This window comes from Microvirga makkahensis, from assembly GCF_009830105.1.
GTDB classification, from domain to species: Bacteria; Pseudomonadota; Alphaproteobacteria; order Rhizobiales; family Beijerinckiaceae; genus Microvirga; species Microvirga makkahensis.
The window spans coordinates 45,898-60,961 of record NZ_WURB01000011.1; the positions used below are offsets into that span (position 1 = coordinate 45,898).

The 15,064-nt window shown below is 56.5% G+C and carries 10 protein-coding genes; 7 read left to right on the forward strand and 3 right to left on the reverse strand.

Going from position 1 to position 15,064, the window contains the following annotated elements; translation table 11 throughout:
* Positions 1-256: 256 nt before the first annotated feature.
* The gene (locus GR328_RS15700; RefSeq protein ID WP_160885472.1) at positions 257-1,354 is read right to left on the reverse strand and encodes an ABC transporter ATP-binding protein; all 1,098 of its coding nucleotides are present in this window, start codon (positions 1,352-1,354) and stop codon (positions 257-259) included.
* A 465-nt stretch (positions 1,355-1,819) separates the two neighbouring features.
* On the opposite strand from GR328_RS15700, the gene GR328_RS15705 reads away from it, so the two are divergent.
* The 6 genes from GR328_RS15705 (at position 1,820) to GR328_RS15730 (ending at position 9,358) form a co-directional block, all read left to right on the forward strand.
* Positions 1,820-2,668 (forward strand): glycosyltransferase family 2 protein, encoded by an 849-nt coding sequence (locus tag GR328_RS15705; protein WP_160885473.1) that lies wholly within the window; start codon positions 1,820-1,822, stop codon positions 2,666-2,668.
* Between the two features lie 87 nt (positions 2,669-2,755).
* Positions 2,756-3,871: a non-hydrolyzing UDP-N-acetylglucosamine 2-epimerase gene (wecB, locus tag GR328_RS15710; protein WP_160885474.1), complete on the forward strand. Its 1,116-nt coding sequence runs from the start codon at positions 2,756-2,758 to the stop codon at positions 3,869-3,871.
* Positions 3,872-3,920: 49 nt separating this feature from the next.
* Positions 3,921-5,177 (forward strand): UDP-N-acetyl-D-mannosamine dehydrogenase, encoded by a 1,257-nt coding sequence (wecC, locus tag GR328_RS15715; RefSeq protein WP_160885475.1) that lies wholly within the window; start codon positions 3,921-3,923, stop codon positions 5,175-5,177.
* Positions 5,178-5,590: 413 nt separating this feature from the next.
* Positions 5,591-6,982 carry a glycosyltransferase family 4 protein gene (locus tag GR328_RS15720; protein WP_160885476.1) on the forward strand — a complete coding sequence of 464 codons (1,392 nt, stop codon included), beginning with the start codon at positions 5,591-5,593 and terminating at the stop codon, positions 6,980-6,982.
* Positions 6,983-7,204: 222 nt separating this feature from the next.
* A complete protein-coding gene (locus GR328_RS15725; RefSeq protein WP_160885477.1) occupies positions 7,205-8,197 on the forward strand; it encodes a glycosyltransferase in 993 nt (330 codons plus the stop codon).
* A 738-nt stretch (positions 8,198-8,935) separates the two neighbouring features.
* Positions 8,936-9,358 (forward strand): SGNH hydrolase domain-containing protein, encoded by a 423-nt coding sequence (locus GR328_RS15730; RefSeq protein WP_160885478.1) that lies wholly within the window; start codon positions 8,936-8,938, stop codon positions 9,356-9,358.
* 246 nt (positions 9,359-9,604) lie between these two features.
* Here GR328_RS15730 and GR328_RS15735 read toward each other — a convergent pair whose 3' ends face one another.
* Positions 9,605-10,405, reverse strand: a complete 801-nt coding sequence (locus tag GR328_RS15735; protein WP_160885479.1) for a formyltransferase family protein — start codon at positions 10,403-10,405, stop codon at positions 9,605-9,607.
* A complete protein-coding gene (locus GR328_RS15740; RefSeq protein WP_160885480.1) occupies positions 10,402-11,334 on the reverse strand; it encodes a polysaccharide deacetylase family protein in 933 nt (310 codons plus the stop codon). The genes GR328_RS15735 and GR328_RS15740 overlap by 4 nt, the downstream gene beginning before the upstream one ends.
* 332 nt (positions 11,335-11,666) lie before the next feature.
* Here GR328_RS15740 and GR328_RS15745 point away from each other — a divergent pair, with 332 nt between their 5' ends.
* Positions 11,667-15,026 (forward strand): glycosyltransferase family 4 protein, encoded by a 3,360-nt coding sequence (locus GR328_RS15745; RefSeq protein ID WP_160885481.1) that lies wholly within the window; start codon positions 11,667-11,669, stop codon positions 15,024-15,026.
* Positions 15,027-15,064: the final 38 nt, after the last annotated feature.

Below are 15,064 nucleotides of genomic sequence, written 5' to 3' on the forward strand. Positions count from 1 at the left end.
ATCCTGCCCATGCGTTCCGACCGCCATCAATAGAGGTCGTCCCACCCGGGGTATGGGATTCGGCGAAGGAGCATCGGAGAAGCTTCCCCAAGGATCAGGATTGCCTGCTCGAATACAACATAATTATATATCATACAACGCCTGCAACCCGCCGCTTGCCCGTATCGTCATCGGGATAGCCGCTACCCTATACCGTAGTTCGCAAGCGCGAGGGGATGCGTCAGTAATGGCAAGATCAATGGCTATGCATCATCGATCAGGCCACCTTATTTATTCGCGGGTCCCTCAGCAAAAACGTGAGGTAAAGAGGCAAAGTAGAATTGACGCCCTGAATTCCGTGAAAAATACCCGCCAAACCATGAGAAAACAAACGAAGAGCCACTAAGTAGGACACGACAGTGGCGATAGATTTTGGGTTTAATTCAACATCATTGGCGATCCACAAGAAGGATACAGCAATGACGAACGCAAGGGTTATGCTGCTCAGGAAATGATTGCGGGCTGACAGCGTCATGCGCTCACGGTAGGCTTCAAAATAATGTCTGTAGTCAGGGTCGCCACGAACCTCTTGCAGAATTTTTCCTTCGTCGAACGACTGCTTCTTTGAAAGCCAGCGCGACTGTAAGCGCTTCATCGTAATTCCGTATCCAGGTGCGTAAATACGAATGCGATGGCCGATATTTGTACTGTGGACGGCAGCATAGATGTAGAACGGGCTCAGCAGAACAAGACTCAGCAAGACAATGATCGTCAAAGCTGGAAACAGCTTTGCGCATGTTGCCAAGCCTGCCACGGTCAGAACACATGCCGTACTGGCGTTCATGACATTCAACAGGCTTCGAGACATGACGCGGGGCGCCTGTTTTGTGATGTTTGCAATTTCCCCTTGGGGAAGCGCAGCGTTGTTGTCTTGATAATGACGGACAATCGACAGGCTATCGACGACGCAGGTCATCTCGTACTCCAATACGACCTTTGCCGCCAATCTATTGCCGAGATATCCCAAGCCGCTTCCTACCGCCAAGACGCCGGCCAGCCCAATGGCGGCCCAGATCAAGCCCTCTTGAATGGCCGTCGGGTCCAGCTGACTGTCGGAGAGAGAGTGAGTTAGTATGTGAATGCCAACAACGAAACTTGCGGCATCGGCTAGCCGACCACTTGTGGTGAGAATGATGCTGAACAGGATACGCCTACCAAATTGCGGCAGAATGGTAATGCGAAGCCAGGCTGCCAGAAGTCTCAGCCGGTCAACCAGGCGTTTGCCGATTTTAGGGCGCCAATTTGCGAATGTCTGACCAGACTTCGCGCCCGCTTTCGTCTCCTCCAGTTCGTCAGCCTCAAGATCATCCGTCATGTGCAATTGCTTCCGTAGACTCCACGAAAAGAGCCGGACGTTATCCGTGGCTTCTTATCAGGGCCGTGCTGAATGCCATCCCGTTTTGTTGGCGCTCGATGGCATTTAATTAATTCAAGACCAATTCCCATGGAGCTTACGCCCACCAACTGAGGAAATTAAACCTTTAAGACCTAAACTTTCATATCATCTGCTCGAAATCTGCCCCATTTCTCAGGCCCGCATGGGCCGTAAGACCAATAACGCCACATCAAATCGCCTGCAACGAGATAAGCCGCACCTCAACAGACGCCCCACGGGGCCTGCCGGTTAATCCAGAAGCTCCTTCTCGGACCATTACCCTCGCAGGAAAAGCCGGATCCTTGACGTCCCTTTGCACCACATGCTAACTGGCCGGTCCATTCTCGTCGTTCATGCGCCCTTATATTCTACGAAAAATTAGCAAGAATACGATTGGTTCGGGCCATGTCTCCAACGATAAGCGTGGTAATACCCACCTTCAACCGCCAGGAAGCGACCCTAAGGGCGATCAATTCTGCGCTGCGCCAGTTCCGCAAGCCGGAGGAAATCATCGTCGTAGACGATGCCTCGGCTCCTCCGTTCTCCTTAGCGCACCCTTCATTGCAAGACCCTTGCATACGGGTCATCAACCTTCCCTCGAACCAAGGAGCGGCAGCCGCTCGCCAGGCGGGCGTGGATGCCGCGGCAGGCGACTTGATCGCCTTTCTCGACTCCGATGACCAGTGGCTGCCTGAAAAGCTGGCCCACCAGCTCCCCTTCCTCTCCCAGGGCCACAGCGATCTTGTGGCAGTCTCATGCGGGTGGATCGAGGAAGGTGAGCGTTCGAGGACGCGCACCCCCATTGCGAGCGCGGACCCTGCCGATTTTGCCAGCGGATGCTGGTTCGCTCCTGGCTCTACAATCGTTATACCGCGCGCGGCTTTCCGGATCGTGGGGCCGTTCGACACAACCCTGAGGCGCCTCGAGGATCTGGACTGGTTTCTGCGATTTGCGCTCTGCGGCGGACGGCTGGAAGTCTCCCCATACCCGGGCGCTCGGATCTCGATCGGACGGCGCGGACGAAGCTCTCCTGTGAGGGAAGCGAGCCTACAGATCATGCGCCGCTATGGCGAGGAGCTTGAACCTGGTCTGCGCCGACGTCTGGCTGCCTACCTTGATCTGGAGCGTGCTGCGGCAGCACGCAACGACGGGCGCCATGCTGCCATGGCAGCTCTTCTCATTCGCTCAATTCTGAACTATCCGCGCTTCCGCCTGCCCCTCCGGGAATGGTGGCAGGAGAAGCCCAATTCTTGATGCCTGAACCTGATGACGTCGAAATTGAGGGTTGACATGCCCTTAGGATAAAGACCATTAGCGCACAACCGGGACCAGAGTAACAAAATGACACAACGAAATACAAAGCGCGTTCTTTGTCTAGTCGGCACAAGGCCCGAGTGCATCAAAATGGCTCCCGTCATCAAAGCGCTCCAACAGGAGAGCTGGGCTGAGCCAGTGGTCGTGAGCACCGGCCAGCACCGCGAGATGGTCCAGCAAGTGCTCTCGCTCTTCAATATCCGGGTCGACCATGACCTGGATGTTATGGTCCCCAACCAAACCCTCTCGGGCTTGAGCAGCAAGATCTTCGCCAAGCTCGATCCTCTTTTGACGGCCGAGAACTTCGATCTCGTTCTCGTCCAGGGCGACACGACATCGGTCATGGTGGCCGCACTCGCGGCATTCTATCATCGCATTCCCATAGGGCATGTCGAAGCTGGACTGCGCACGCATGATATCGAGCGCCCATTTCCTGAAGAGCTGAATCGCGTCGTTACAGGGCTCGTCACTCAACTCCACTTTGCCCCTACTGTTCGTGCGCGGGAAAATCTCCTGAGGGAAGGCAAGCCCGCTCACTCCGTACACGTTACAGGCAATACCGTTGTGGATGCTCTACTGGACGTCGCGGGACGGGATCTGCCCTGCGGTTTCCCGACGAGTCCCGACAGGCGTCTCATCCTGATGACGGCGCATCGCCGCGAGAACTTCGGTCAGCCGATCCTGGAGATCTGCGCCGCACTCCGTGAGATCCACGACCGCTTCCCGGACCTTGAATTCGTATACCCCGTTCACCCCAATCCCAACATTCGCGAGCCCGTATACGCAGCCCTCGAAGGCTTGGAGCGCGTCCACCTGATCGCACCGGCGGACTATGAAGCACTCATCATGCTGATGAAACGCTCGACTCTGATCCTGACCGACAGCGGCGGCATCCAGGAAGAAGCCCCCGCCCTGGGCAAGCCCGTTCTTGTCCTCAGAGACGAGACCGAGCGGCCCGAGGCAGTAGAGGCCGGTGTCGCGAAACTCGTAGGAGCACGGCGCGAGCGGATTGTGGCGGAAGCGGCAAGGCTGCTGACCGACGAGGCGGCATACAGTGCCATGGCGCGGGCAGGATCCCCCTACGGCGACGGGACAGCGGCGCGCCGTATCGTCGCGATTTGCAACGAGTTCCTCTTACGCTAGACGCATACAACCCGACAGCACACGCACCGACACATACCGGATTCAAAATATGACCGCTTCCAATTATTCCTTCAAAACGATCTCCGTTGTCGGGCTCGGCTATATCGGCCTCCCAACAGCAGCCACGCTCGCTACTCGCGGCGTTGAGGTGATTGGTGTTGACGTTAAGGAAAGCGTGGTCAATCGCCTGAATGAGGGCAAGGCTCACTTTTCGGAGCCCGACCTGGACATCCTGCTCGAGGCCGCGGTTACGACCGGCAAGCTGAGGGCCGTGACTGAGCCATTGCCAGCAGATGCTTTCATTATCGCGGTTCCCACCCCGTTCTTGCCGGACAAGTCCGCTGACCTTTCCTATGTCGAGAGCGCCACACGCGCGGTCGCAAAGGTTCTCAAGGAAGGTGACCTCGTCATCCTGGAATCGACGAGTCCCGTGGGAACGACACGCAAGATCTGCGAATGGATTGCGGAAGAACGCCCGGAGCTTGAGTTGCCGCTCAACGGACGTCCTGGCAATATCAACATCGCGTACTGCCCGGAACGCATTCTTCCAGGCCGCATGGTCTTCGAACTGGTTGAGAACGACCGGATCATTGGTGGCATGAGCAATGCCTGCGCACAACGCGCCGAGAGTCTCTATCGGCTCTTCGTGCGCGGCGCCCTGCTGCATACGAAGGCAGCTGTTGCAGAACTCGTGAAACTCATCGAGAACGCGTATCGGGATGTCAATATCGCCTTCGCCAATGAACTTTCCAATGTCTGCGAACAGATGGGCCTGAATGTCTGGGAGGCTATTTCGCTCGCGAACCGGCATCCTCGCGTCAACATCCTCAACCCCGGTCCGGGCGTTGGCGGCCACTGCATCGCAGTCGACCCTTGGTTCCTGATTTCGGCAGCACGGGACAAGACTCCACTGATGGCCGCTGCCCGTGAAGTGAATGACGGCAAGCCTAAGCGTGTCCTTGAGCAGGTCCGTCAGCAAATGGACCGCTTCAAGCGTCCCGTCGTAGCCTGCCTCGGCTTGAGCTATAAGCCCGATATCGACGACCTTCGCGAAAGCCCAGCGTTGCACATTGCGAATGCTTTAGCTCAAGAAGATGTCAATCTCATTGTTGTCGAGCCTCATATCCAGGATCTGCCGGACTCCCTTGCGAACCGCGCCAATGTCGAGAAGAAAGACTTCGACGAAGCGCTTCGCAATGCCGACATTGTCGTTCTCCTTGTTGGACATGCGGCCTTCAAGAACGCTCCGCACGATCTCCTGCTAAGCCGTATCGTGGTCGACACAGTCGGGCTGTGGCAACACTAACTATCGCTACAAAATCGACGTGGCTTACGCCCGCAGGATGCTGACCGGAGGTGCGGTCTTCATCAGCACCCGCTGGCGTAAGAGGAGGTAGCAAAGGAAAAGACGCTGGATTTTACATCTCGCATGCCGTTATACAGTTAAGCGAAGGCGCCCGAAGGATCACACTTGTGGATACGCGCATGATGCGACCGGAGCACAGAAAGCCTGCGCGCCTTCTGCCGAGTGAGCTGCGGTGGATCTATGAGTCCGTTAGGTTGCGCCTGAATTCCCGCAACCTAACCTCCCGGCCCGTCACCAGGCGCCTCCAGGGCTGGCCGAACGTTTCGCCCAGGCAAGATACGCCCCCTGGGAAGACTGCACCGCCAGAAGCCATTCCTCCGAAACAAGCCTTGTCTCGCTCTCCGGACAGGCCGTTGTCCGGCACTGAAATCCGCTCCCTCACGTCGGCGCGGCTTCGCCGCATTCTACAGATCTACAGAATTGCAAGGGACGAAGTACACCTTCTTCGTAATGGCTTTCTGCAAGACCTGCCGTCTATCCAACGTGCGATCGAGAAAGTTCCTCGACGCGGCATATACCTCACAGACAATTCTCTACCGTTTCATTCTGCCGGATATGCCATGCGCTCACATGGTCTTGTGTCAGGCATGCGGATGTGCGGAATCGATACCACGATCATCACCCGTCTTGGCTATCCGCAAATAATTGAAGATTTCCGGCATGTCCGCCCGAGAGGAATCGAGCGAATAGAAGAGGTGCCCTACGATCGGCTCGATGCCGATGCGACACAGCTTACAGCTCTCTCGAACCGGGAATACATTAAATTAAACGTCCAAGCTGTCATCGAGGCCGCAGACAGAATACGCCCCTCTGTCATACATGCGGCTTCCAATTTCGTCACCGGTCTGACCGCAGTGGCTGCGGCCCGCGCCTTGCGGATTCCAAGTGTTTACGAGGTACGCGGTCTGTGGGAAATCACCGCCCTCTCGCGCGAACCTTCCTACATCAATACGTTGCACTACGCTCATGCCGTCCGCCTCGAGACGGAAGCCTGCCTCGCCGCCGATCGTGTCATCGCCATCACGGGAGCCCTCAAAGACGAGCTCGTCCGGCGCGGTGTTCCCAGCGGCAAGATCGACGTTGTTCCGAATGGTGTCGATACCGGCCGCTTCTCTCCGGGCTCTCGAGATGTGGCGCTCGGGCTTCGACTGGGCCTCACCCCGGAACATGTCGTCATCGGGTATGTCGGCTCAATTCTGGACTATGAGGGCCTCGATGATCTCCTACATGCAGTGCGCATCTGTATAGACCAGGGAGTGGCAAATCTTCGTCTGTTGATCGTGGGAGATGGGGCCGCATATGAGAGCTGCGTCGCTCTTGCGGAGGATCTCGAACTCGGCGAGCATGTCATCTTCACAGGCCGGGTTCCGCATCACGAGGCGGAGGCCTACTACTCCTTGATCGACATCACGCCATTTCCTCGGAAGCCCCTTCCTGTGTGTGAGATGGTATCTCCGCTCAAGCCTTTCGAGGCGATGGCGATGGGAAAGTGCGTGGTCGTTTCAAGCGTCGCGGCCCTTGCTGAGATCGTTGGAGATAGACCGATCGGCTTCGTTTATCAGAAGGGCAGCGTTGACGACCTGGCGCGGACGCTCCTGCGAGTGGCGTCGGATCGGGATCTGCGCGTGAAGGTCGGCCAAGAGGCCCGCCTCTTTGTGGCCGCAGAACGAGATTGGCGGTTTCTTGCGCAGCGGGTCATCGAGGTTTACGAGAAGCTGCCTGGTTGGAAGATGGAGAGTGTCTAGGGTGTATGGCTACTCAACGGCACTACCGACGGAGCGGGCCTTGCGCCTAGTGCTTCCATGAGTACTCCCAAGGCAGTTGTCCTTGCAGCGCATCCATGGGACGGCATTCCCTATGGCCTGCATCATATGGCACGGGGACTGGCGCGGCTCGGCTGGCAGGTACTCTATATCGAACCTTACTTTTCGCCCTTGCACCTGATCAGCGGGCGCCGGCGTGGGCGCATGTTCGGCGCGCGGCATCGGGCAACAGACGAGGCGGGCGTATTTGTCCTATCGCCCTTTACCCTCGCTCCCCACGTCAACCTGCCTCTTGTGCGCTCATCGGCGACGCTTCACCTTGCGAGGCATCTGTCCTGGCCGTATTTCGGAAATAAGCCGCTCGCAGGCACACCTTTCTCTGACCCGGATCTTGTCCTTTGCGGGGCGCCAACCCTGACGGAGGTGGCCCTTTCGCTGAATGGGCGACTTAGTCTCTATCGGCTTGCCGACGACAGCAGCTTGTTCGACGCCGTCACTCCAGCGGCAAGACAGGCCGAAGCCGAAGCGATTTCGAGGTTCGACGGCATAATCGTTACGTCAAGTATCCTTGAGGAGCGCGTCCGAAAGCTCAAGGCCCGGCAGGTACTGCTCGTATCGAACGGTGTGGACCGTGCCTTTTTCGAGCGTCCTGCACCTGTGCCAGCCATTATGACTCACCTACAGGAGCCTCGAATTCTCTATGCCGGTGCGATTGAGAGCTGGTTCGACTGGAATTTTATTCTGCATGCGGCGGAGGCGCGCCCCAATTACAGTTTCGTGATCGTGGGCCGCCTCAACGCGCCACCGCCCGCCCCCCTACCGCCGAATGTAGAAATCGTCGGGCAGCGCGTCTACGCGGACATGCCAGCCTTCATGCAAGCCGCGACCGTCGGCATCATACCCTTTGCCTTGAGCGACCGCGATGAGGCGGTTCGCGCCATCAATCCCCTGAAACTCTACGAATATCTTGCAGCTGGCCTTCCTGTGGTCAGCTCGGTTCGCGCCCCGAATCTCGACTGCCGAGGCCTGTTCATCTATTCTCGGAAAGAGGATATTCTCACATGCCTGGATGAAGCGATCGCTCTCCGTAGAAGCTCAACCAAAGTCTCTCTCCCAAAGGACGTCGATTGGGCCGAGATCCTTAAAGACATGCTGAAGAAGATCGGACTTCCCTACGGTGCATCTGAGCGAGGGTAGCCACGGCCTTTACGAATTCCGCCATAGAGGCGACTCTTGTTGGGGCCTTGGCCTCAGACGTCTCAAATTTCACCGGCTGATTTCCGCGGTTGTTGCAGCGACGGCTTTGTCGTTCCTCCCAGGCCAAGTCCTGGCGTCACCCCACCCGATGGTGGCATACTACATGCTGCCCGCGCGCGCCTGGCAGCACCTGCCAGGCGCCCTCGCGTTCTTTGCTCTTGGACGCCCCCCCCCGCGGGCAGCCCGAGCCGTTGGACAGCCAAGGTTCTTTGCATCGCCGAAATGGTGCTGATTGCGAGCAGCCTTCGGATGCTCGATCACGAGTCCCTGTTTCCTGAGCTGAACGCAGTGCCGGTCACAATTGGCGCTTCGCTGCTTGTGTTCGCGGGTTCACCGCAATTCTCCCGGGCGGGACGCTTCCTGGCAACGGTGCCGCCGGTTGCCATCGGGAAGTCTCGTATTCACTCCATCCCTGGGACTGGCGGTGGGACAACAGCCCATTCGGGATCATTGCGTTCAGGCAGTCGGCACTCCCAAGCGCTGTCGCCCTCGCTCTGGCCGCGTTGATCTCGCAGAGCGCAGGGTATGGCGTCTATGCATTCGACCCTGATTATCGGAAGGCGCTCGCAGGCATCTCCGTACCGCACCCTGCATAGAGAATGCCCGAGATCTGCCAGCGGGCGAAGCTGCAATCAGCCGACTTCAGCAAGGAATCCTGCCAGCTCGGCCCCGGGAAGAGTGGCCGATACGTATCTATGGGGCGGCTCTCATGTTGGCCATGACGTTGGCATCCTGTCCGAGATCGGAGAGGAGGTTGGCTTCACGTTCCGCAACGCGGTCCATTCCGCATGTCCGCCACTCTTGCCTGAAACGGAGCAATCTGCAGCCGTGCGGCTTTCCAAGAGAGCGGAGGACTGCCGCGCGTCACGCATAGTCGTGCGCGATCATCTGCACCAGTTCAGCAAAATCACCTTGGCTGCGCGCTGGGGCAATCACCTGAACGCGCGGGAAGGTTTCGCGCGCGAAGCGGCAGGGAAAAGAAGACAGAACTCGGCACCAGCCATGCTGATCCGGGTGATGGGAGATAACGCCGGCTCATTCGCGCCATCAAGCCCCATCGGCCGTTCCGCCATGAAAGGCTCGGCGGCCGGCCATCGTTGAACCACGGCTTTCCGGGCCTCGGATCAAACCGGCATCAGCCTCTCTGAGCCCGGGAGCCGTTTCCATCGACGTGGAATCTTCTCGCTGCTTGGTTCGCCGCATTTTCAGGCGAACCGGATACGTCGCCGAAAATTCCTAGCGGGTCAGCGAGCATCCACCCGATATCGTGGCCTTGGGGCACGGCCCGATAGAGCCATCCCATATCACGTGGCGATTTTCGGCCTTCATCGCCCCAGAGCCTCGACCTTAGCTTTCAGGCTGATAGAGCCTCAGAAAATCACGGTCCGGCTGCGCCTTGAGCGCATCAAAGAGCTGATCCGCAGAGGGTGCACGACGCAGATACTCCGCCGCGACTTCATCAGTAAAATCTCTATTCCGTGTGTAGCGAATTTCCTGAGAGCGATCCTGCACCACGGGAGGAAACTCAAAAATTTCTCGCGAGGCAATTCGGGCAACGAGGCTCTTCTGCGCCGCATCGACGGCCTTCATGCCGAAAACGAAGGGATCAACCGGCTCGATCGGTGGCCGAACGTGATAAAGCATAGGCCCGCTGTCCAACCCCTTGGAGAGCATGTGGATCGTAGCGCCAACCATGTCGGGATTGCCGTCATAAAGCGCCCAGAAATTGCAGGAACTTCCCCGGTAATAGGGCGAAATCCCCATATGAATGTTGATCGTGCGCTTCTCAATCAAGAAATCAACCAAGGGCGGACGGATATAGCTGGCTCCAAGAACAACATAAAGGTCCGATTCCAATGCCGGGCGCAGCATTTCGAGAGGCGCCAAGGACAAGTCTCCCGTTCTCAGGGCAAGCTGGCGAACATTCGGCGGAAGAAATCGTGGAATGCCGAAGACTTCCCTCTCCGCAGCTATGACACGGGTGAAGTAATCCTGCATCACCTCTGAACGTTTATAGAAATCATCCACCGTCCCCGGAAAGACGGTCATGCACTCTTGAACCATAAACACGGTGTCGGCAATTGAAGCCAGACGCTCGGCTAGACGTAAATGGCGAGGATTATTCGAAGTAAAAACTGTAATTTTCATCTTAGGCCCATCTTCTGCATGACATGAGCGTGATCGTCCCGCGGATACTCATAACGGCTCGCATTTGAGGGTTCAAGATTAGCTCGGAAGCCGATCTCTACCCCGAGGTTGTCAAGCACGGCCAGCGTGTCGCTGTTGTAAGAGTTGCAGGGATGACTCATCGTCATCGGAGGACGGCCAATGACATTCGACAGATGATGATAGTTTCGCGTGTATTCTTCCTGCTGCTTCTCGCGAGAGAGCGCCCCCATTGCTGTCGGATGACTGAAGGAATGCAAGCCGATCACGTGCCCTTTTCGATCGAGATCGATCAGGTGCGCATCCGACATCCAGAGCGACTTAGCAGCTTCTTGAACCGAGAAACCTGCATCATTGGCGATCATTTGGTCCATGATCTCGAAATAGCGGGTGGGACCAAGAACATGGTCACGCACATAGCGGAACTTTCTATCATTGTCGGTATAGAATGAGAAACCTGACAGATAGGTGGCCGGATTGAAGCCTTCCGTCTTTGCTCGAAACTCGGCACGATATTCGGAAGCATCGAGCTGATCGAAGAATGCCGTATAGAAATCATCGATATCCGGATATCTCACACTGCGGAAGTAACGGTATATCTCCAGCGGCTCAATATTTCCAAGAAATACGGATGAATAAACAAACCAAAAAGCAGTCAGGCCATAGCTTTCCATAACTGGTGCCGCAACTTCATATTGACAAAGGAGAGCATCATCAAGCGTGATGCACCGATCGCTTGGCTCCAGTCTATCTTTTATTGCCCTCTCTATCCATTCTTGAGGACCCAGGAAGTTCTTCGGCCCCATGAATTCAATAATGTCGGCAAACTGATCAGATGTAATTGCCCCCTGCCCATCAGGATGTTTCTCATCCTTAAAATGATGGAGCATCAATCCATATGGCTTTTGCATCGCCCCCTCCTCAACTTACAGGAAACTCTTTCGATTGCTCAAGCAGGAGAGCAAACTTACATTTTATATTTACGGAATGCACAGAGCCCATCCCTCCTATGGAAGCCATGCGACATCCCACCACAACAGATTTTTGAATCCGAACCACAGCTTGTCGTATAAGCAACCCAGGACTCAGAGGCCTTCCTATGCCCCAAGCCTCATGCAGGTTCAACCCAATTGAGCGCTCTTGTTCAATGACTTAGTGGCACGGCACCAACGCACCGTCACTCTTTGCGCCTTTGGCCACTCCGCGCCGCTTTCATGCTGTCTCAACAAATTGTATAGGCGTGATGGAACTAACGACGCCGGCCGATCCCAAGCAGTTGGAAACCTTCGCAGGAATGAATCCCGAATATGCTCAGCAGAATGGCGCCGGAAAGGACGCCCGAGAGGTCCAGATGTCCGGGACGTGGGCCTCTCTGCTGGAGATCCTTGAGCACAGTGAGCACTTTGAAGCCTTGAGGACTTTCAAGGTCGACGACTTGGACGTGTGGCCCATCGTCAAGGCCACCTTGGTCATGGAAGCGCTCAATCGGGATCAGAGAACACATTTTGTTCAAACGGCAGCAAAACCATGGACCGAGTGGCCGAAACTGGCCTCCGGCTTGCTCACTCCCCACCTGAACTCTGCCAAGGCGCTGTTTCTCGCCAATTCCGCCCCTGCCTTCCGCCAGAATGGGATACTGCTCAATCCTCATCTCGATCCCTTGCGCCATCACCTGGAAGAACAAGGGATCCGGACTCTAGCCGCCTATTACGACATCTCGTCAGTTCAGGACGCAGCCTTTCCAAGCATCGGCCTTGCGGGCCATCTGCAGCTCAGTCGCTTTTCCAGGTTAACGCCGAATGCTTCCCAGGAATTGTCTGCCTGCAGCGCTGAACTATCGCTGGCCATCAGGCGCACAAACATAGGGTCTGCGCAATCTCATGCCAACGTCTCAAGAAGAATATCTGCAACCATCCGCTTGAGGTCAAGATTCAGAAGTATTTTTGCCTCGAACCCCGACCTAAAGCTTGTATTTACAACGAACTACTATGGGCCGAACGGCTGGGCCGCATGCGCGGCCGCGAAGATACTGGGCTTGCGCACAATCGATATCCAACACGGCCTCCAAGGAAGATTTCATCATGCCTACTCATGGCCTGAGATCCATGCGCGCACCCTCGGCCCCATCCCTGATCATTTCCTGACCTGGACCGAGGACGACGCCGCCAATCTTGACCGGTACCCATTGACCGCTGGAAAAGCCACCCTCATCGGACCTAGCCATTTCCAGCTCGAGCGGCTCCTCAGAGACCATGCGGGCACCAATCCGCTTCTGGCAAAAGCATGCCTCGACTATTGCACCGCTGCCGCCGCGCTGACAGAACTTGCCGGGAGAACCCGGCAGGAAGGCAAGAAAGTTGCAGGTCTCTTTCTTCAATACAAGGAAGATGATCGATGGCTTCAGGAACTAAGACGGAGACTCCCAGATAATATTGCCCTTTGGGTCCGCCGCCATCCGGGAGTCCGGCAACTCAATCCTGATCCCCCCTCCATCACCGGCCTGACCTTTGTCGACGACTACCCCCTCCCCTCCATTTTGGGCAACGTGGACGTGACCGTAACCGGTTACTCTTCGGTCGGCATAGAGGCCGCACATGTGGGATGTCCTGTTGTCGCATATTCCCCTTTGGCCAAGGAATTTCTAGAAACGGCTTGTAAATCAACTGGCTTCACCTTGTGCGAGTCAGATATTGACGCCATCGCGTCCGCAATGGCGACTGCGCTAAAAACTCCGGTATCAAAGAGCAAATTGAAACAGGCCCTTCCTCTGATGACAAATATTCTGAGCGAACTTGGAATGGATGAAAAAGCCCCCCCGAGAAGCGACTCGTTGACGATCTCGGCAGAAGCCATAGACGAGCCGCAGAACATTGTCGTTCAGCCTGATGAAGGCTTTCTTCCCAACCTGGATGGCTTGGATGTGGATGTCGTCATGCTTGTTGCGAATGACGGCTGGGACGTTCGAGCGCTCAAGCAGGCCCGCAGCCTGGCCTCCAATGGTGTCTCGGTTGCGGTAGTCGGGCGAGAGGCCGATCCATTTGCGCGAAATCGCTTCAAGGACGCTCATGGGGTCGACATCGTTACGGTTCCCAGGGTTCTCAACGGCACGCGCATGCAGCTCTTGCTAGAAAACGGCGTATGGCAAAGGTTGAACTTTCGTGAACGCCTGTTGGCTTGGTCTGTTCAGAAGATACTTTTCTGGACAGATTTCAAAGTGAAGGCGAAGGTCCTTCCCCCTCCCGTTCACGCAACATTTCTCGAGACGCTTCAAAGACGCGCAGAGCCGCGGGCCCGGCCGGTGTCGTCCAATGAAAGCCTGTGGCTGACGGATCTCCTGCACAGCTTTGACGCCAGCAGAGAAAAAGTAAGCGCCAAGATTGCCAGGCGCTTCGGGCGATCACCGCTAGGCTTGCTCCTTGGCTCCGTTGTGCGCGCTGCCGGCCTCGTGCTGTCCCGCTTTCTGCGGTTCATCATCCGATGCGATAGATATCTCAGCATCCGAATTCGATACATATGGATCAGAGCACTTCGAAAGATCTCATCTAACAGTTCCTCCGTAGCGCTGCCTTTCAGGAAGGTCGCACTGAAGTGGTATGGGGTGGGGCGAAAAGTCTTTAACTACTCTCATTATTTTCTCAGGACACTCGAATATGGCGAGACCGTCGCGCGCCTTCGCCCGCGCGTCATTCATGCACACGACCTCTACACGCTTCAGGCCGCCGTCAGGATCGCCGCCTGGACAGGTGCAAAGGTAGTCTACGATGCCCATGAACTTGAAGCTGATCGAACCAAGATGACCGATATGCGACTGAAGCGCTGGATCATTGATCAGGAGAAATTCTACGCACCGAAGACCGATGCTTGCATTACGGTCTCGAACGCCATCGCCGATGAGATGGTGAAGGAGCTGGGCATTGAGCGTCCGACCATCGTATTCAACGCGCCCGTGACCGACCACCTCCCCGAGGAGTGGCGTGGTAAAACGATCCGGAAGACCCTTGGGCTCGATCCGCAGACGCCGCTCTTCGTCTTTGTCGGTAAGGTCTATGAGCTTTTCAACAGCAACCAGCGCGTTGGAATGATCATCGAGGCTCTGGCACAGTGCGAAGGCTTTCACCTCGCCATCATGGGGCCGCTTGGCTCAACCGCTGCCGAGCAAATTCCGGAACTATCCGCACGGCTCGGCATCGAGGGCAGGTTGCACATCCTGGGCTCTATCCCGGCCGAAGCGATTACCAGCTACATTGCTGATGCGGATGCTGGAATCTACTTCATGTGGCCAGACACGAGAAATATCGACCTTACGATTCCAAACAAGCTGTTCGAGTTTTCCCTGGCCGGCCTCCCGATCGTGGTTTCCGACCTGACATCGACGCGTTGGTTCGTCGAGCAGGTCCACAATGCCATTCTCGTCTCCGAGGAATCCCCCGAGGCGATAGCGAAGGCATGCCGTGAAGCCTACGAGACCCGGGACAAACTGCGTCCGTCACCCGACCGACTGGCATTCATGATCAATGAGTTTTCATGGAGCGCCCAGGAGCGAAAGCTGTTGGCGCTTTACGGCAAGCTGCTGGACGCTCCACCGAACCAGCAGAGACACTGAAGTCGATACGCGTGGAAGCGGCGCTCGGTCGACCGCTT

Excerpts from the sequence above, each read along its gene's own strand:
- GR328_RS15700 (WP_160885472.1), bottom strand. The coding sequence starts at position 1,354 with ATGACGGATGATCTTGAGGCTGACGAACTGGAGGAGACGAAAGCGGGC.
- GR328_RS15705 (WP_160885473.1), top strand. The coding sequence starts at position 1,820 with ATGTCTCCAACGATAAGCGTGGTAATACCCACCTTCAACCGCCAGGAA.
- wecB (WP_160885474.1), top strand. The coding sequence starts at position 2,756 with ATGACACAACGAAATACAAAGCGCGTTCTTTGTCTAGTCGGCACAAGG.
- wecC (WP_160885475.1), top strand. The coding sequence starts at position 3,921 with ATGACCGCTTCCAATTATTCCTTCAAAACGATCTCCGTTGTCGGGCTC.
- GR328_RS15725 (WP_160885477.1), top strand. The coding sequence starts at position 7,205 with ATGTTCGGCGCGCGGCATCGGGCAACAGACGAGGCGGGCGTATTTGTC.
- GR328_RS15735 (WP_160885479.1), bottom strand. The coding sequence starts at position 10,405 with ATGAAAATTACAGTTTTTACTTCGAATAATCCTCGCCATTTACGTCTA.
- GR328_RS15740 (WP_160885480.1), bottom strand. The coding sequence starts at position 11,334 with ATGCAAAAGCCATATGGATTGATGCTCCATCATTTTAAGGATGAGAAA.
- GR328_RS15745 (WP_160885481.1), top strand. The coding sequence starts at position 11,667 with ATGGAACTAACGACGCCGGCCGATCCCAAGCAGTTGGAAACCTTCGCA.